The sequence below is a fragment of the Cellulomonas sp. McL0606 genome, from assembly GCF_058248365.1.
Genome location: NZ_CM177779.1, coordinates 859629 through 876626, shown reverse-complemented (window position 1 = coordinate 876626; position 16998 = coordinate 859629). Strand labels below are relative to the sequence as shown.

15 protein-coding genes and 3 pseudogenes are annotated in these 16998 nt (G+C 72.0%); 12 read left to right on the top strand and 6 right to left on the bottom strand.

Going from position 1 to position 16998, the window contains the following annotated elements:
• Positions 1-86: 86 nt before the first annotated feature.
• From AC38ZX_RS04510 to AC38ZX_RS04490, 5 genes are all read left to right on the top strand, one after another.
• The gene (locus AC38ZX_RS04510; protein WP_491296487.1) at positions 87-1850 is read left to right on the top strand and encodes a cation:proton antiporter; all 1764 of its coding nucleotides are present in this window, start codon (positions 87-89) and stop codon (positions 1848-1850) included.
• Between the two features lie 151 nt (positions 1851-2001).
• Positions 2002-4671: a bifunctional acetaldehyde-CoA/alcohol dehydrogenase gene (gene adhE / locus AC38ZX_RS04505; RefSeq protein WP_491297299.1), complete on the top strand. Its 2670-nt coding sequence runs from the start codon at positions 2002-2004 to the stop codon at positions 4669-4671.
• 164 nt (positions 4672-4835) lie between these two features.
• A complete protein-coding gene (locus AC38ZX_RS04500; protein ID WP_491296485.1) occupies positions 4836-5375 on the top strand; it encodes a hypothetical protein in 540 nt (179 codons plus the stop codon).
• A gap of 206 nt (positions 5376-5581) precedes the next feature.
• On the top strand, positions 5582-5785 hold the full coding sequence (locus AC38ZX_RS04495) for a hypothetical protein (protein WP_491296483.1): 204 nt from the start codon (positions 5582-5584) through the stop codon (positions 5783-5785).
• Entirely contained in the window at positions 5778-7007 is a 1230-nt protein-coding gene (locus tag AC38ZX_RS04490; RefSeq protein ID WP_491296482.1) for a pyridoxal phosphate-dependent aminotransferase, read from the top strand. The genes AC38ZX_RS04495 and AC38ZX_RS04490 overlap by 8 nt, the downstream gene beginning before the upstream one ends.
• A 10-nt stretch (positions 7008-7017) precedes the next feature.
• On the opposite strand, the gene AC38ZX_RS04485 is transcribed toward AC38ZX_RS04490, so the two are convergent.
• Complete coding sequence (locus AC38ZX_RS04485) at positions 7018-8070, bottom strand: Ig-like domain-containing protein (protein ID WP_491296481.1); 1053 nt, start codon at positions 8068-8070, stop codon at positions 7018-7020.
• Between the two features lie 106 nt (positions 8071-8176).
• Positions 8177-8320 (bottom strand): annotated as a pseudogene (locus AC38ZX_RS04480) (hypothetical protein); the annotation flags it as partial.
• Between the two features lie 310 nt (positions 8321-8630).
• Between AC38ZX_RS04480 and AC38ZX_RS04475 the strand changes: the two are divergent.
• Complete coding sequence (locus AC38ZX_RS04475) at positions 8631-8786, top strand: hypothetical protein (RefSeq protein ID WP_491296480.1); 156 nt, start codon at positions 8631-8633, stop codon at positions 8784-8786.
• An 864-nt stretch (positions 8787-9650) separates the two neighbouring features.
• Positions 9651-10073 (top strand): hypothetical protein, encoded by a 423-nt coding sequence (locus AC38ZX_RS04470; protein WP_491296479.1) that lies wholly within the window; start codon positions 9651-9653, stop codon positions 10071-10073.
• 219 nt (positions 10074-10292) lie between these two features.
• Here AC38ZX_RS04470 and AC38ZX_RS04465 read toward each other — a convergent pair whose 3' ends face one another.
• Positions 10293-11579 carry a multidrug effflux MFS transporter gene (locus AC38ZX_RS04465; RefSeq protein WP_491297298.1) on the bottom strand — a complete coding sequence of 429 codons (1287 nt, stop codon included), beginning with the start codon at positions 11577-11579 and terminating at the stop codon, positions 10293-10295.
• A gap of 127 nt (positions 11580-11706) precedes the next feature.
• Between AC38ZX_RS04465 and AC38ZX_RS04460 the strand changes: the two genes are divergently transcribed.
• Both AC38ZX_RS04460 and AC38ZX_RS04455 read left to right on the top strand, forming a co-directional pair.
• Positions 11707-11949 carry an SOS response-associated peptidase family protein gene (locus AC38ZX_RS04460; protein ID WP_491296478.1) on the top strand — a complete coding sequence of 81 codons (243 nt, stop codon included), beginning with the start codon at positions 11707-11709 and terminating at the stop codon, positions 11947-11949.
• Entirely contained in the window at positions 11889-12449 is a 561-nt protein-coding gene (locus tag AC38ZX_RS04455; protein WP_491296477.1) for an SOS response-associated peptidase, read from the top strand. The genes AC38ZX_RS04460 and AC38ZX_RS04455 overlap by 61 nt, the downstream gene beginning before the upstream one ends.
• A 150-nt stretch (positions 12450-12599) precedes the next feature.
• Here AC38ZX_RS04455 and AC38ZX_RS04450 read toward each other — a convergent pair.
• From AC38ZX_RS04450 to AC38ZX_RS04440, 3 genes and pseudogenes are all read right to left on the bottom strand, one after another.
• Positions 12600-12986 (bottom strand): annotated as a pseudogene (locus tag AC38ZX_RS04450) (adenylate/guanylate cyclase domain-containing protein); the annotation flags it as partial.
• Between the two features lie 184 nt (positions 12987-13170).
• Positions 13171-13593, bottom strand: a pseudogene (locus tag AC38ZX_RS04445) (adenylate cyclase regulatory domain-containing protein); the annotation flags it as partial.
• Positions 13562-14425: a biotin--[acetyl-CoA-carboxylase] ligase gene (locus tag AC38ZX_RS04440; protein ID WP_491296476.1), complete on the bottom strand. Its 864-nt coding sequence runs from the start codon at positions 14423-14425 to the stop codon at positions 13562-13564. The pseudogene AC38ZX_RS04445 and the gene AC38ZX_RS04440, both read right to left, overlap by 32 nt.
• A 104-nt stretch (positions 14426-14529) precedes the next feature.
• Here AC38ZX_RS04440 and AC38ZX_RS04435 point away from each other — a divergent pair, with 104 nt between their 5' ends.
• Genes AC38ZX_RS04435 through AC38ZX_RS04425 form a run of 3 tightly spaced genes read left to right on the top strand, consistent with a single transcriptional unit; the run spans position 14530 to position 16927 of the window.
• The gene (locus AC38ZX_RS04435; RefSeq protein WP_491296475.1) at positions 14530-16122 is read left to right on the top strand and encodes an acyl-CoA carboxylase subunit beta; all 1593 of its coding nucleotides are present in this window, start codon (positions 14530-14532) and stop codon (positions 16120-16122) included.
• Complete coding sequence (locus AC38ZX_RS04430; RefSeq protein ID WP_491296474.1) at positions 16119-16691, top strand: hypothetical protein; 573 nt, start codon at positions 16119-16121, stop codon at positions 16689-16691. The genes AC38ZX_RS04435 and AC38ZX_RS04430 overlap by 4 nt, the downstream gene beginning before the upstream one ends.
• A complete protein-coding gene (locus tag AC38ZX_RS04425; RefSeq protein WP_491296472.1) occupies positions 16688-16927 on the top strand; it encodes an acyl-CoA carboxylase subunit epsilon in 240 nt (79 codons plus the stop codon). The genes AC38ZX_RS04430 and AC38ZX_RS04425 overlap by 4 nt, the downstream gene beginning before the upstream one ends.
• The last annotated feature ends 71 nt before the right edge of the window (positions 16928-16998 follow it).

Below are 16998 nucleotides of genomic sequence, written 5' to 3'. Positions count from 1 at the left end.
GCACCTCCCTGTTCGTCGCTCTCGGCGAGCGTACGACGAGGGCCCGCTTGTAGGGTCGCCAGAGACGTCGTCGGGAGGTGCCAGCCGTGGAGCACGTCCAGGTGTTCGCCCTGGTCATCGTGGCCGTCGCCGTCACGGCCGTGTGCCGCAACCGCGGATGGCCGGCTCCCCTGGTGCTCGTCGGCGTGGCCATCGTTGTCTCCCTGGTGCCGGCCGTCCCCCGCTACGAGATCCGCCCCGAGATCCTGCTCGAGTTCGTCCTGCCGCCGCTGCTCTACTCGGCCGCCCTGTCGAGCTCGTACCGCGACTTCCGCACCTCGCTGAACTCGATCACGCGGCTCGGCGTGGGGCTCGTGTTCGTCACGGCGTTCGCCGCGGCCCTCGCGTACTGGTGGCTCGACGACGCCGGGATCCCGATCCTCGCGGCCCTCGCCCTCGGCGCCGTCGTCGCCCCTCCGGATGCCGTCGCGGCGGCCGCCATCGGTCGCCGGCTCGGTCTGCCGCGCCGGGTGATGACGCTGCTGTCCGGCGAGAGCCTCATCAACGACGCCACGTCACTGACGCTCTACAAGGTCGCGATCGCGGGCGTGGCCACGGGCGCGTGGGCCCTGGGCGAGGGGATCGCGGTCTTCGGGCTCGCCGTCGTCGTGGGGGTGGCGGTCGGCCTCGTCATCGGGCTCGTCGTGAACTACGTCCGGCTCCGGCTGGACGACCCCGTCGTCGCCTCGGTGATCGGCCTGCTGACCCCGTTCGCGGCCTACTGGGCAGCGGAACAGGTCATGGGCTCCGGCGTCCTGGCCGTGGTGACCGCGGGGCTCTACCTGGGGCACACGTCGCCGCGCGCCGGCTATGCGACACGGTTGTACGAGGAGCCCATCTGGTCGACGGTCGACCTGTTGCTGGAGTCCTTCACGTTCGCCCTGATCGGCCTGCAGCTGCCGTGGGTGTTCCGCGACGTGATCGCCTCCGACCAGGGGTTGCGGCACGGCGTCGTGCTGTCCCTCGGCGTCCTGGTCACCGTGATCCTCGTGCGGCCCGTGTACATCTTCGCGACGGCGCGGTTCGACCACCTGCGCCTGCGCGGGTCGCACCGGCCGGAGCTCGACTCGCTGTCCGCGCGCGAGTCCGCCGTGGTCTCGTGGGCCGGGATGCGGGGCGTCGTGACGCTCGCGGCGGCGGCGGCGATCCCGTTGACGTCGAACGGCGCACCCTTCCCCGAACGCGCGACCCTGCAGCTCGTCGCCTACTCCGTGGCCATCGGGACGCTCCTGGTCCAGGGCCTCACGCTGCCGTGGGTGATCCGTCGGCTCAAGGTCGGGTCGGCCGACGAGACCGCCAGCGACGCCGCGCAGGAGGCCGCGGTGCGCCTGGCGACCGCCGACGCGGTCCAGGGTGTGCTGGAGAAGCAGCGCGCCGACTGGAGCCGCACCCTGGGCACCTCGGGTGCCGACGAGATGATCGACAAGCTGTCCTCGACCTGGCGCGCGCGGGCGACGGCCGCCGCGGTGATGCTCGACCCGTCCACCGCCGACGAGCGTGCCCGACGAGGGGCTGCGACCCGAGGCCGTCTCCGGGGTGACCAGCGCGCTGCGGACCGTCAGCCCGTCGAACGTGCCGACCCCGTCCGAGGGCAAGCGGACCCAGAAGCTGCAGCGCGAGATCGTGTCCGCGCAACGGGCCGTCCTCATGCGGTGGCGGGACACCGGGCAGCTGGACGAGGTCGTCATGCGGCGGGTGATGCGGGAGCTGGACCTCGAGGACGAGAGCCTGTCGTCGTCGTGGTTGTCGCGCGTGCGGGCGTGAAGGGTCGTCCGGCCCCTGACGACTGTGTGCAGCTCGCCCCCGACTAGGGACCTTTGCCTTTATCGCAGGTCGCCACCCGCTCCGTAGCGTCGATGTCATCAGCCACCACCCCGGCATCGACAAGGAGCCTCCACCGTGACCGTCACGGACCGCCCCCGCAAGAGCACGACATCGCAGCCCGACCTCGAGACACCCGAACTGGACGCACCTGACGCGATCGACGCGCCTGACGCGATCGACGAGCTGGTGTCGCGGGCGACCGTGGCCCTCGCCGAGTACGCGCGCTTCACGCAGGAGGACGTCGACCGGCTGGTGAAGAAGGGCTCGGTCGCCGCTCTCGACCAGCACGGAGCGCTGGCCCGGCTGGCCGTGACGGAGACCGGACGCGGCGTGTTCGAGGACAAGGCCGTCAAGAACATCTTCGCGTGCGAGCACGTCACCAACTCGATCGCGGGTCTGAAGTCGGTCGGCGTCATCTCGCACGACGAGCTCACCGGCATCACGGAGATCGCGGAGCCGGTCGGGGTGATCTGCGGCGTCACGCCCGTGACCAACCCGACGTCGACCACGATCTTCAAGGCGCTCATCGCGCTCAAGACGCGCAACCCGATCATCTTCGCGTTCCACCCGAGCGCGCAGAGCTCGTCGGTGGCGGCCGCCCGCGTCGTGCGGGACGCAGCGGTCGCCGCCGGCGCACCCCAGGACTGCATCCAGTGGGTCGAGGACCCCTCGATCGCGGCGACCACCGCGCTGATGCAGCACCCCGGCGTCGCGCTCATCCTGGCCACCGGCGGCAACGCGATGGTCCGCGCCGCCTACTCGTGCGGCAAGCCGGCCCTCGGGGTCGGCGCCGGGAACGTCCCGGCGTACGTCGAGAAGTCGGCCAAGCTGAAGCGGGCGATCAACGACATCGTCCTGTCCAAGGCGTTCGACAACGGCATGGTCTGCGCGTCGGAGCAGGCCGTGATCCTGGACGAGGCGATCTACGACGCCGCGATGGCCGAGTTCAAGACGCTGCACGCCTACCTGGCGACACCCGCCGAGAAGGCGATGCTCGAGCAGCTGATCTTCGGCGTCACGGCCGAGGGCACCAACTGCGGCGGAGCCAAGCTGAACGCCTCGGTGGTCGGGCAGTCGCCGCAGTGGATCGCTGCGAAGGCGGGCTTCACGGTCCCCGACGACACGTCGATCATCCTGGCCGAGGTCCCCACGGTCGGACCGCAGGAGCCGCTGACCCGCGAGAAGCTGGCGCCGGTCCTGGCGGTGCTGCGCGCGACGAGCACCGAGCACGGCATCACGCTCGCCGAGCAGATGGTCGAGTTCGACGGCCTGGGACACTCGGCCGCGATCCACACGCGGGACGACGCGCTCGCCGAGCGGTTCGGCACCCGGGTGGAGGCCGTCCGGATCATCGTCAACGCGCCGTCGTCGCTCGGCGGCATCGGCGACATCTACAACGCGTTCATCCCTTCCCTCACGCTCGGCTGCGGCTCCTACGGCCACAACTCGGTGTCCAACAACGTCTCGGCGGTGAACCTGTTGAACATCAAGCGCGTGGGTCGTCGCAACAACAACCTGCAGTGGTTCAAGGTCCCGGCCAAGACGTACTTCGAGCCGAACTCGATCCGCTACCTGTCCGACATGCCGGACGTCGAGCGCGTCACCATCGTCACCGACTCGACCATGACGACCCTGGGCTTCGTCGACAAGATCATCGACGTCCTGAACCGGCGCGCCAGCAAGGTCGCGCTGCAGATCATCGACCAGGTCGAGCCGGAGCCGTCCGTCAAGACCGTCCAGGCCGGCGCGGCGCAGATGCGCCACTTCCGCCCCGACACGATCATCGCGCTCGGCGGTGGCTCGCCCATGGACGCCGCGAAGGTCATGTGGCTGCTGTACGAGCACCCCGAGATCGAGTTCTCGGACCTCAAGCAGAAGTTCTTCGACGTGCGCAAGCGCGCGTTCAAGTTCCCCGTCCTGGGTGGCTCGCACAGCTTCGTCTGCATCCCGACCACGTCGGGCACCGGTGCCGAGGTCACGCCGTTCGCGGTCATCTCGGACCCGGACGCGGGCAAGAAGTACCCGCTGGCCGACTACGCGCTGACCCCGTCGGTCGCCATCATCGACCCGGTGCTCACGTCCCGGATGCCGGCGTCGCTCGCGGCGGACTCGGGCTTCGACGCCCTGACGCACGCCACCGAGGCCTACGTCAGCGTCTACGCCAACGACTTCACCGACGGCATGGCCCTGCACGCGATCCGGCTGATCTTCGACAACCTCACGCTCTCCGTGAACGGCGACCCGAGCGACCCGGCGACCCAGGACGCCCGGGAGAAGATGCACAACGCCGGGACCATCGCCGGCATGAGCTTCGGCAACGCGTTCCTCGGCATCGTGCACGCCATGGCCCACGTGGTCGGCTCGACGCACCACCTGGTGCACGGCCGGACCAACGCGACGCTCCTGCCGCACGTGATCCGTTACAACGGCAGCATCCCGACCAAGCTGACCAGCTGGCCCAAGTACGAGCACTATGTGGCGCCGGAGCGGTTCCAGCAGATCGCGGTGATGCTCGGCCTGCCGGCGGCGACCCCGCAGGAAGGTGTCGAGTCGTACGCGTCGGCCATCGAGGCGCTGCGCACGAAGGTCGGGATCCCGGTGTCGTTCCAGGCACAGGGGGTCGACGAGGCCGCGTTCCTCGACCGGCTCGACGAGGTCGCGATGGGTGCCTACGAGGACCAGTGCGCGCCGGCCAACCCGAGGATGCCGATGATCGAGGACATGAAGGACCTCATGGTCGCGGCCTACTACGGGACCTCGATCCAGGACGCTCGCGCTCGCCGCGCCCCCGACGCGTCGCTCGTCTGACCGCGAGCACCAGAACTGACCGGGACCTCGCCCATCCCCGTGCGAGGTCCCGGTCTCCAAGCAGCCGTGGCGGGTGGGTTTCCGGGGTGGCGCCCACCCGCCACGGCGACTCGCCGTCGTCGACGCCATTCACTCAGCAGTCGCAGTAGTCTCTGGCTCTTGCGATGCTCGACGACGTGAACCCCGAGGAACCACGCATGACCGCCCCGATGACCTCCCGACCGCTGTCCCGTCTCGCGCTGCCGCTGATCGCCGGCGCGCTGGCGCTCGGCCTTGCCGCGTGCTCCGACTCCGGTATCGACGGCGCCACACAGAAGGCCAAGGACGTGGCGGCGTCCGCGAGCGCCGCCGCCCACAAGCTGTCCGCGAAGGTCGAGGAGGCCGAGTCCGCGGCGACGAAGGCCAAGGCGAAGGCCAACGAGCTCGCGGCCAAGCTCGAGTCGTTCGACGGGTCGGGCAAGAAGGCCGTCAACGACGCGAGCAGCGCGGTGACGGACGCGCAGACCGCGCTCGACGACGCCAAGGCGAACGGTTCGGCGCACGCGCAGAAGGCCCTCGACGACGCCAAGAAGAAGGTCGACGACGCCCAGGCCGAGGTCGAGTCCGCGAAGAGCACCGCGACGGGGTCCGCGGCGGACGCCCTGGACGCGCTGGCCACCCAGCTCTCGGCCCTGAGCGACAAGCTCAACAGCGCGGGCGCCTGAGACGCTCACCGGGCCGGGTCTCCCCGCGGCGCGTGGCGACCCGGCGAAAACGCGGTGTTCGGGCGGTTTGGTGCCCTGCGAAGGGGTGAATTGACCCCGCATCGGCGCGGGATGTTGTACGAAACCGCGTGCGTGCCGATCTTGAATGTATGGCAGATCGTCAGGCGCACCGCGAGTTGCGACGCCACCACGTCGAGTGGTGGATCGTGACCGCATGGGCGTCCCTCGGGCTGGTCGTGGCGGCGGGCTTCACAGCCGCCGCCGGACTGGTGCAGCTGAGCGCACGCGCTCCGGGGCCCGCGCAGGCGGGTCCTGCTCGACGCACGGTCGACCTGGGCTCGCCCACCCGTCAGCAGCCCGTCGCCGCGAGCTGCCCGTCCCCGAGCACATATCCTCGCCCGCATGACTGACGCTCGTTGGCAGGCCGTCGCCCGCGCCACCGGACTGCTCGGCGCCGACGGCGTGCCGCGCGCGACGGTGTTCGCGGAGATGTCGGCCCTGGCCGCCCGCACCGGCGCCGTGAACCTCGGGCAGGGGTTCCCGGACGTCGACGGACCGGCGTCGGTGGCCCGGGCGGCCGCGGACGCGATCCTGGGCGGTGCCAACCAGTACCCGCCCGGGCCGGGCATCCCGGTGCTGCGGCAGGCGATCGCCGCGCACCAGCGCGCGCACTACGGTCTGCACCTGGACCCGGACACCGAGGTGCTGGTGACCGCGGGCGCCACGGAGGCCCTCGCGGCCGCGGTGCTCGCGCTGGCCGAGCCGGGCGACGAGGTGCTCACGCTCGAACCGTTCTACGACTCCTACGCCGCAGTCATCGCGATGGCGGGCGCCACGCACACCACGGCTCCGCTGCGCGCGACGCCCGACGGCTTCCGGCTCGACCTGGACGCGCTCGCCGCGGCCGTCACCGACCGCACGCGGATCATCCTGGTCAACACCCCGCACAACCCGACGGGCACGGTGCTGACCGCGACCGAGCTCGAGGCGATCGCGCGTCTCGCCCGTCGGCACGACGCGCTCGTGCTCACCGACGAGGTCTACGAGCACCTGCTGCTGCGCGACGACGCCGGCGCCCGTCCGACGCACGTCCCGATCGCGACGCTCCCCGGCATGGCCGACCGCACGCTGACGGTGTCGTCGGCCGGCAAGACTCTCTCGTTCACCGGGTGGAAGATCGGTTGGGTGACCGGTCCCGAGCGGCTGGTCACGGCGGTCCGGACCGTCAAGCAGTTCCTCACGTACGTCTCGGGCGCCCCGTTCCAGCCGGCGGTCGCGTTCGCCCTGACCGACCCGGGGGTCGCGCGCTGGATCGACGAGCTGGCGGACTCGTTGTCGCGTCGTCGCGACCTGCTGTGCACGGGGCTGCTGGACGCGGGCTTCGCGGTGGTGCGCCCGCAGGGCACGTACTTCGTGCTCGCCGACGCCGCGCCGCTGGGCTACGCCGACGGCGCCCGGCTGTGCCGCGACCTCCCGGGGCTGGCGGGCGTGGTCGGCGTCCCGGTGAGCGCGTTCACCCTGGCCGGCTCGCCGGTCGACCACGCGTTGCGCTCGTGGGTCCGGTTCACGTTCGTGAAGCGCGACGACGTCCTCGAGGAGGCGGTGGCGCGACTGCGCAGCCTGCGCGCCTGACGCGGCACCGTCAGGCGCGACCCCGGATGCGTCGGCGGGCGACGACGAGTACGGCACCCACGCTCAGCAGGGCGAGCGCGGCCGTCAGCCCGCCGACGGGGTCGGAGCCGGTGTACGCCAGGGACGGATCCGTCGCCGGCGGGTCGGCCACCACCGGGGGCAGCGGGTCCGAGACGGTCGTCGGCAGCGCCATCAACGGTGCCGCGGGGTACCGGACGGTGAGCCGGGCCGAGACGGTCTGCCCCGCGGTGTTGGAGACGCTGTAGCGGAGGTTCGCGTACCCGGCGAACCCCGGCACGGGCGTGAAGCGGATGCCCGTGGGGGTGACCAGCCACGTGCCCTCGTCGGCGACCGTCACGTCGGTGACGGACGGACCGCCCGCCGGATCGACCAGCCGGACGGTGCTCGTGTCGAAGGCCAGGTTGTCGCCGGGGACGTCGTTGTCCAGCTCGGCGAGCAGGACCGGCTGGTCGGGTGTGCCGACCGCCGAGTCGTCGACCGCTGCGGCGAGCTGGACCGGGGCCGTGACCCGCACGATCACCACGGCCGACACCGGCTGGCCCGAGCCGTCGACCGCGTCGTACGTGAACGCGTCGGTGCCGCCCCAGCCGGGGTTCGGCGTGTAGCGGAAGCGGCCGCTGGGGTCCACGACGACGGTGCCGTGCCCGGGTGCCCCGGCGGTGATCACGTGCAGGTCGGTGCCGTCGTCGTTGGTGAGCACACTGGGACCGGCGACGTGGGTCATGTTCGGCGCGATGGTGCCGGCGTCGTCGTCCGCCGCCGTGGGCGTGACGACGATCGTGACGGTGGCCGAGGCCGACTGCCCGCCGCCGCTCGCCTGGTAGGTGAAGGTGTCGGGCCCGGAGAAGTCGTGCGTGGGGACGTAGTCGAAGGTTCCGTCGGTGCGCAGCGTGAGCGCCCCGTGCGACGGTGCCGTGAGCAGCGTGGCGACCAGCGGCGCGCCGGCGTCGTTCGTCAGGACGCCCGGCGAGGCGACCAGGGTCGTGTTGACGGGGATCGTCCACGTGTCGTCGACCGCCCGGGGCGTGACCGTGAGGTGCACGGTCGCCGAGGCGGTCTGGCCCGCGTCGTCGGCAACCGTGTAGACGAAGCTTGTCGGTGCCGAGGTAGCCCGCCGCCGGCGTGTAGGTGTACGAGCCGTCCGTGCCCAGCACGACCGACCCGTTGACCGGCGGGGTCGTCACGCTCGTGCTCACCGTGAGCCGGGTGCCGGTGTCGTTGGCCAGGATCCCTGTGGCCGGGACGACGAGCGGGGTGCCGACCGTCGTCGTGCCGGAGTCGTCCGCCGCCACCGGGACGGCGGGCAGCGGGAGGACGTCGAGGGCCGTCTGGAACTGCAGGGACGGGAAGTACGTCCAGACGTCCAGCCCCTTGGAGTCGCCGAGGGTGCCGTTGCTGGGCGCGCAGCGCGAGTTCGCGTTCGCGCCGAGCCCGTCTCCGAACGCGCGCGCCGTGCTCGCGCTGTCGACGCCGGTGGCCGGGTCCGCGAAGGGGCTCGCGGGCAGCGCGCCGATGAACGACGGGCAGAGGAGCCCGCTCGCCGCGTCGCCCACGAGCACGCCAGCGCTCGACGTGTAGCTGCGGTCGTCGAAGAAGACTCTGGTGCAGTTGGTGCCGGTGCTGGCGGCCAGCGAGAACGGGCAGACCCCGTTCGGCGGGTTCAGCAGCGTGATGCTGGGACCACCATGGGTCGAGCTTTCCACGTCGAGCATGGGCGCGTGGTACTCCCCCGCCCGCAGCACGGCTTTCACCTGGTAGCCCGTCTTGACGGGGAACGGGACGCCGGCGTTGTCCTTGCCGTCCCACGAGACGGTCGAGACGCCCGCGCCGACGACGCCGCGCAGCGCGCGGTTGGTGGGCAGACCGGGGTCGTAGCTGATGCCGTCCCGGGAGATGACGATCTCGTAGGTGCCGCCGGTCCCGGCGTTGAGCGTGAACGTGCCACCCTGCGCGCGGTAGCTGCCGTGGGCGGTCGCCCGGCCCGTGAAGTCGACGGCGCTGAGGACGGGCGGCACCGGGGTGCCCGGGATGCCCAGGGCAGCGAGGGTCTCGGGTGCGAGGGGCTCGAACGACAACGGGTACTGAGGTCTGGCCAGGTGGACGCCGCCGTCGAGCGCGGGCAGCTGCTGCGGCTGGGCGCCCGATCCCACGACGTCGTGGTTGAGCGGCGTCACGCCGTCCGCGTCCAGGAAGCCCTCACGGTTTCCGTAGAAGACGAAGCCGTTCGGGTCGAAGCCGTTCGTGTTCACCAGGTACCGGTAGCCGTCGAGCGTGTTCAGGTACATCGACATCGTCACGGGCCGGGGGTTGCCGCCGGTGAACGCCGCCAGCACGTAGGTGAACACCCGGCCCGGGATGTCGGTCGCCGTCGCGAGGTCGCCCGCGGCGCGGACCGTGACGTCCCAGGCGTTGACGGCCGTCCCGGCGTCGGACCGGAACGTCGTCGGCGCGAGTTCCGGGTCGGGCGTCCCGTCGGCTGTCCCGTCCGGACCCGCGGACCCGTAGAACGCGACGCGGTAGAGACCCGTGGTGGGCGCGACGTACACGCACGGCACGTAGCCGGCGGTGTTGGCCGACCCGTCGACCGCCTGCGCGCGCGCCAGCTCCTGGGCCCGCGTCGAGATGAGCCCGGTCGCAGGCGTCGTCCGGTGCGCGGAGCACAGGAAACCGTTCGACCCGTCGGCCACGGTCGGAAGGACCGCCGCCTCGGGATCGGTGATCTGGCCGGGGTTCCAGATCGCGATGTCGGCCGCCCCCGTACCGACCGACGACGACCCGGTCAGGATCTGCTCGCCCGCGCGCACGAACACCGAGAACAGCGTCCGCCGCTGGATGCGCGTCTCGCCGGCACCCGCGGGTCCGTACGCGTTCGTCCGCCACTCGATGGCGGCCCGGCACAACGTGGTGCCGCTGCAGGCAGGGTCGACCCCGCCGGTCTGCGGGAACAGGTCGGAGCTTCCCGACGCGAGCGCGGGCACGGCGGCACCCCCGAGGGCGAGGACGCACACGAGGACGCTGAGCACGAGGCGACGGAGCACGGGCTGACGGTTCCTTCCGGATGCCCGCAGGGCTGCGTCGCGCGTCGGACACTGCCTGCCTGCGCACGGCCCTTCGGGCGAGTTCGCGGCACGCTACGAGGAGTCCGACTGCGGGCCCTACGCCGTTCGGGTGGATACCCGCCGAGATCTCGACTTCACCCGTGCGACTTGTCCGGCGATGTGCGTTTCGCGGTGCGGCACCGGTCCCGTGGACCTGGACGCGCGATCAGTCCAGGACGGCCGACGCGCCCGACCACGCACCGTCGCGCCGGTACGCGGGCGTTCCGACGGCGAGGACGACGAGCGCTCCGACGGCCGCCGCGAGCATGACCCCGGCCATCGCGACGGCGTCACCGCCGAGCAGCCCCGACAACGGGCTGATGACGCCGGACACGCCCGACTGCGTCGCCCCGATGACCGCCGCCGCGGTGCCGGCGATGGCGCCGTGCCGCGTGAGCGCCAGCGCGGACGCGTTGGGCGGCACGAAGTTGACCATGAACAGGATGAGCCACAGCACGACCAGCAGCGCTGCCAGGCCGCCCCAGCCGGTGACGGCGATCGCGAGCAGCACCAGGGCGAGCGTCACCGAGATCGGCAGCACCACCCTCAGGATCCGGATCGGTGCCACGCGCCGCACGAGCGAGGCGTTCACCTGCGCGCCGAGGACCAGGCCGACCCCGTTGACGGCGAACAGCAGCGCGAACTGACCCGACGTGAGCCCGTACCCCTCGCGGAGCACGAACGGCGAGCCGACGACGTAGGCCATGAGCACCGCCACGCCGAGTCCCGGCAGGATCGCCAGCGCGACGAACCGGCGGTCGCGGACCAGGTGGCGGTAGCCCGCCACCGCGGTGCCCAGGCCGCCGACGCGCCGACGCTCGGGAGGCAGGGTCTCCGGCATCCGACGCCAGACGACCACCCACAGGGTCGCGCCGAACAGGGCGAGCGCGCCGAAGACCGCGCGCCAGCCCAGCTGCCCGGCGATGAGTCCGCCGATCGACGGGGCGAACAGCGGAGCGACCCCGATCACGAGCATGAGCCGGGACATCAGCCGGGACGCGTCGGAGCCCACGAACCGGTCGCGGATGATCGCCATCGCGACCACGGAGGCCGCCGCGTTGAAGAACCCCTGGAACGTCCGCAGCACGATCAGCGGGCCGATCGCCGGCACGATCATGCACAGCAGCGACGTCACCACGTGCATCGCGACCCCGAGCAGCACCGGCAGGCGTCGACCGAACCGGTCCGAGAGCGGGCCGATCACGAGCTGCCCGGCCGCCCCGCCGACGAGCATCGCCGTCATGGTGAGCTGCGCCATGGTCGCGGTGGTGTGCAGGTCGCGCGCGACCTCGGGCAGCGAGGGCAGGTAGATGTCGACCGAGATGGCCGGCAGCGCGCACATCATGCCCAGCAGCAGGACGTACCGGACGTCCGGGGTGTACGTGCGCTGGGGTGCGGCGGGGCCGGCCGCTGCTGCGGTCGGAGCGGTCGTGGCGGGGGAGGTGGTGCGCAAGCCATCGGGATCGATGTTTTCATTGCCCCGGCCGTTTGTCGAATCGATTCGATGTGACGTTCGCCCGTGTGTGACCGGGCGTGCCGGAGCCGGGTGCGATGTCGGTGGCGGCTGGCAGGCTGGGTGGATGTGCGGTCGATACGCCTCCTTCCGGGAGGACCAGGCGCTTGCCGACGAGTTCGCCATCGCGACGATCGCCGACGACGTCCGCCTGCTGGGTCCGTCGTGGAACGTGGCGCCGACGGACGGCGTGCGGATGGTCGTCGAGCGCGCCGACCGACAGACGGGCGAGATCACCCGGCAGCCCGGGTGGCGCGCTGGGGACTGGTTCCGTCGTGGGCCAAGGACATCTCGGTCGGCAACCGCATGATCAACGCGCGCGTCGAGTCGATCGCCGACAAGCCGGCCTTCGCCCGCCCGTTCGCGGCCCGTCGGGCGCTGCTGCCGGCCGACGGCTACTTCGAGTGGAAGAAGCCGGAGCCGGGTTCCACCAGCAAGCGGAAGCAGCCGTTCTACCTGCACCCCGCCGACGGGGACGTCGTCGCGCTGGCCGGGCTGTACGAGTTCTGGAAGGACCCGTCGAAGGCCGACGACGACCCCGAGCGCTGGGTGGTGAGCACCACCGTCATCACGCGGCCGGCGTCCGACGAGCTCGCGCACATCCACGACCGGCAGCCGCTCATGCTCCGGCGGGACGCCTGGTCCGCCTGGCTCGACCCGGCGGTCGGCGCGGCCCGCGCGGCCGAGCTGCTTCGGGCGCCCGCGCCCGACATCGTCGCGACCCCGGTGTCGACCGCGGTCGGTTCCGTGGCCAACAACGACCCGACGCTGGTCGAGGAGGTCCCGCTGGACGACCCGCCTCAGACGTGAGAGCCCAGGCCCAGGCGACCTGATCGTCAGCCCGCGGCGTGCACACGCACCGGAGTGACCGTGCCGATCCCCGAGAGTCTCGCGCGGCGGCCGGGGCTCGAGGACGAAGCGGTCGTCCGTGGCCAGCACCTGCGCGGTGGCCTCGTCGACGTAGACCGTCGACGGGTCGGCGATGTCCGTGAGCCGCGCGGCGAGGTTCACGTGCGGCCCGAACACGTCACCGAACCGCGACAGCACGCGCCCCCAGACGAGCCCGACACGCACGGGCGTCACCCCGCGCGCGCCCTCGAACAGGCCGCCGGTCGTGGTCTCGCGGTCGACGTCGAGCTCCTTGCCCAGGGCGTCGGCCAGCCGCAGCGCGATCGCGGCACCGGTCGCAGCGTCGTCGGCGACGAACAGGACGGCGTCCCCGATGGTCTTGACCACGCGGCCGCCGCCGGCGGAGACGATGTCGCGGGCGGCGGTCTCGAACCGCTGGACGAACTGCGAGAGGTCGGTGGACCCGAGGCCCGCGGTCCGGCGCGTGAACGAGACCATGTCCGCGAAGCCCACGGCCCGCGCCAGGGGGAGGGCCGAGCGGTCGGGACCCGGCGCACGCAGCTCGCCGAACTCGGCGGCGTACCGGCCGGCGATCGCCGCGCTGGCGACGGTAGGAGTGGACCAGCTGCGCCTCGAGCATGGGTGCGAGAGCACCGAGCCGGTCCAGGACCAGCAGCCGCGCGGACGTGTCGTCCAGCTCGTACCGATCGGCCATGTCCTCGACCAGCGCCTCGACCTGCCAGAGGGCGAGCCGGTCGGAGGTGTGCCCGAGCGCGCGCGTGACGGTGATGACGGTCCTCAGGTCCAGGCCGTAGTCGCGCACCAGCGCGGTGGCCCGGTCGACCGCCTCGGCGTCGCGCTCGGTGTAGACCTTGTCGTCCGGGTCGGCGTGCGGCAGACCCATGGTCGTCCAGAAGCCGTGCACGATCTCGATCTCGATGTGGGCGCGATCCGCGAGGTCGCGGGCGCTCAGGGTGCGCGGGCCGCCGAGCAGCTCGGCCTCGAGCCACCCACCGTCGACTCGAGGAAGTCGAGGTCCTGCGATCGATCGTCCGGCACGGATCGAGGGTAGTTCACCCGGCGGTGCGAACGTGGCGTACGTCACCCGCGAGCACGTGGTGCTCGGCGCCGGAGCCGTCCCGCACGACCAGACCGCCGTCGTGCGCGAGCCGCTCCGCGACGCCGTCGACGAACGACCCGCCGGGCAGCTCGACCCGCACGGTGTCGCCGAGGGTGCTGCACACACGCGCGACCTCGTCGGCGAGCCCCGAGGCCGCGGCGTCCCCGCCGGAGTCGCGCCACCGGCGGGCCACCTCGAGCTGGGCCTCGACGAGTGCGACGAGCATCCCCTCCCGGTCCACGTGGTGAGCGCCGGCCAGGGCGAGCGACGTGGCGCTGGCCACGGGCAGCTCGTCGGCGTCCTGCGAGACGTTGATGCCGATCCCGATGACGACCGCCGCGGGACCGCCGTCGTCGAGCGGCACCACCTCGGCCAGGATGCCGCCGATCTTGCGCGCCGCACCCCAGCCCTCGACCTCGGTGTCGGCGGGGACGAGCAGGTCGTTGGGCCACTTCAGCATCGCCGGGACGCCCGCGGTGGCGCGCAGCGCGTTGACCGCACCCAGCCCGGCGAGCAGACCGAGCCAGCCGAGCGACGACGTCGGGATGGGCGGTCGGACCACGAAGCTGCAGGTCAACGACGTGCCGGGCGGGGTCTCCCACGAGCGGCCCGCCCGGCCGCGCCCACCGGCCTGGTGCTCCGCGACGAGGACGCTGCCGTCGGGCCACGACGTCGGGTCGGCCCGCAGGTCGGCCACCACCGCGGTGTTGGTCGACTCCGTGACGGCCACGATCTCGACGCGCGCGAGGGGCCCGTCGGGGGCGAGCAGGAGCGATCGGAGCTCGTCGGCGCGCAGGGAGGGTCGGGGGGCTGCCATGACGCCCATCCTGTCGCGGGTTGTGGGAACCCGACACCCCGACGCGACGAAGACCGTGATGCGCCTGCACGTGCATGGAGGCAATCGACAACTAGCCTCGTCGGGTGACTGAGATCCAGCAAAGCGCCCCGCGCACCACGGCCGGCAAGCTCGCGGACCTCGGGGCGCGGTACGACGCCCAGGCCGCGGCCGAGCAGGACGCCGTCGACAAGCAGCACGCGCGCGGCAAGCGGTCGGCCCGTGAGCGCATCGAGCAGCTGCTGGACGAGGACTCGTTCACCGAGCTCGACGCGTTCGTCCAGCACCGGTCGGTGAACTTCGGCCTCGACAAGAAGAGGGTCCCCGGCGACGGCGTCGTGGTGGGGCACGGCACGATCGACGGCCGCCCGGTCTGCATCTACTCGCAGGACTTCTCGGTCTTCGGCGGGAGCCTCGGCGAGGTGCACGGCGAGAAGATCACCAAGGTGATGGACCTCGCCCTGCGCACCGGGGTTCCGCTCATCGGCATCAGCGACGGCGGCGGCGCGCGCATCCAGGAGGGCGTCGCGGCACTCACGCAGTTCGCCGAGATCTTCCGCCGCAACGTCGCGGCGTCCGGGGTCATCCCGCAGATCAGCCTGATCCTCGGTCCGTCGGCCGGCGGAGCGGTGTACTCCCCCGCGCTGACCGACTTCATCGTCATGGCCGACGGCTCGTCGAACATGTTCATCACCGGCCCGGACGTCATCCGCGCGGTCACCGGCGAGGACGTCGGGTTCGAGGAGCTGGGCGGTGCGACCACGCACAACACCCGCTCCGGCGTCGCGCACTACATGGGTTCCGACGAGGACGACGCCTTCGACTACGTCCGCGCGCTGCTCACGTACCTGCCGCAGAACAACCTCACCGACCCGTGGACCTTCGACCACGTGGCCGACCTGTCGGTGTCCGAGGACGACGAGGCGCTGGACTCGCTCCTGCCCGACTCGGACAACCAGCCGTACGACATGCGGACCGTGGTCGAGCACGTCCTGGACGACGGTGTACTTCTCGAGGTCATGCCGTTGTACGCCCAGAACGTGCTCATCGGGTTCGGGCACGTCGAGGGTCACCCCGTCGGGATCGTCGCCAACCAGCCGATGTCGATGGCCGGGACGCTCGACATCAACGCCGCCGAGAAGGCCGCCCGCTTCGTGCGCACGTGCGACGCGTTCAACATCCCGGTGCTGACGTTCGTCGACGTCCCGGGCTTCCTGCCGGGCACCGACCAGGAGTGGAACGGCATCATCCGGCGCGGCGCCAAGCTCATCTACGCCTACGCCGAGGCCACCGTCCCGCTCGTCACCGTGATCACCCGCAAGGCGTACGGTGGCGCCTACATCGTCATGGGCTCCAAGCAGCTCGGTGCCGACGTCAACCTGGCCTGGCCCACGGCGCAGATCGCCGTCATGGGGGCCGGAGGCGCGGTGAACATCCTGCAGCGCGGGGCCCTGAAGAAGGTGGCCGATGCCGACGGCGACGTCGAGGCAGAACGCCGCCGGCTGACCGCGGAGTACGAGGAGGCCATCGTGAACCCGTGGGACGCCGCCCAGCGCGGCTACGTCGACGCGGTGATCGCCCCGAGCCGGACCCGCGCCGAGGTCACCAAGGCCCTGCGCCTGTTGCGCACCAAACGGGCGTCGCTGCCCCCGAAGAAGCACGGGAACATCCCCCTATGAGTCACGACGAGCACGAGCACGACCACGCCGCGCACGGGCCGGAGCCGCTGCACGGCGTCGACGGGGCCGACCTGCACGCGGTGGTCGACCAGCTGGCCGCCGCCCTGCACGGCTACGTCGACACGGCCGTCGGCGTGCGCGCCGAGTTCGGCTCGACCGAGGCCGACGAGGACCCGCGCATCCTGGCGATCGAGTCGGAGATCGGCAGCCTCAACGCGCGTCTCTACGACGCGCTGCACGACCGGCTCGGCCTGCATGCCGACCTCACCGGCATGTCCTGGGGCGACGAGGACGAGGGCGACGCGGACGGCCTGCCCGACCCGCTCGAGGTGGACACGTTCCACCTGGGCTTCCTCGTCGGCCCTCCGGTCGGCACGTCCGACCTGACGCTCGACTCGGTGCTCGACCTGGTCGAGCAGGGCGGCTCCGAGCTGGCCGGCCGGCTGGTGGAGGCGGGGTTCGTCGTGGACGGCTGGGGCGCCTCGCGCGGCGCGCCGTTCGACTTCGACGAGGACGAGGACGAGGACGAGGACGAGGACGAGGACGACGAGGACGAGGACGACGCGTGAGCGACGCGCCTGAGAGCACGCAGATGCAGGTCGTCCGCGGTACGCCCGACGAGGTGGAGCTCGCGGCGCTCGTCGCGGGCCTGATGGCGGCTGCCTCCGAGCGCGCGCTCCACGCCGAGGCGGCCGTCGACGCGGTCGCGGCGCCGTGGGCGGACCGGCGGCGGACCATGCGCGGGGTGCGCGACGACGCGCTGCGGCCGGGTCCCGACGCCTGGCGCTGGAGCCTGCGCGCCTGACCCGCAAGAACATGGCACAACACCGAAACCCCGGGCGCCGCGACGTACCGACCAGTACGCTCGGCGGCGTG

Excerpts from the sequence above, each read along its gene's own strand:
- AC38ZX_RS04500 (WP_491296485.1), top strand. The coding sequence starts at position 4,836 with ATGCTCGACGACGTGAACCCCGAGGAACCACGCATGACCGCCCCGATG.
- AC38ZX_RS04490 (WP_491296482.1), top strand. The coding sequence starts at position 5,778 with ATGACTGACGCTCGTTGGCAGGCCGTCGCCCGCGCCACCGGACTGCTC.
- AC38ZX_RS04470 (WP_491296479.1), top strand. The coding sequence starts at position 9,651 with ATGAGCCCGGTCGCAGGCGTCGTCCGGTGCGCGGAGCACAGGAAACCG.
- AC38ZX_RS04460 (WP_491296478.1), top strand. The coding sequence starts at position 11,707 with ATGTGCGGTCGATACGCCTCCTTCCGGGAGGACCAGGCGCTTGCCGAC.
- AC38ZX_RS04440 (WP_491296476.1), bottom strand. The coding sequence starts at position 14,425 with ATGGCAGCCCCCCGACCCTCCCTGCGCGCCGACGAGCTCCGATCGCTC.
- AC38ZX_RS04430 (WP_491296474.1), top strand. The coding sequence starts at position 16,119 with ATGAGTCACGACGAGCACGAGCACGACCACGCCGCGCACGGGCCGGAG.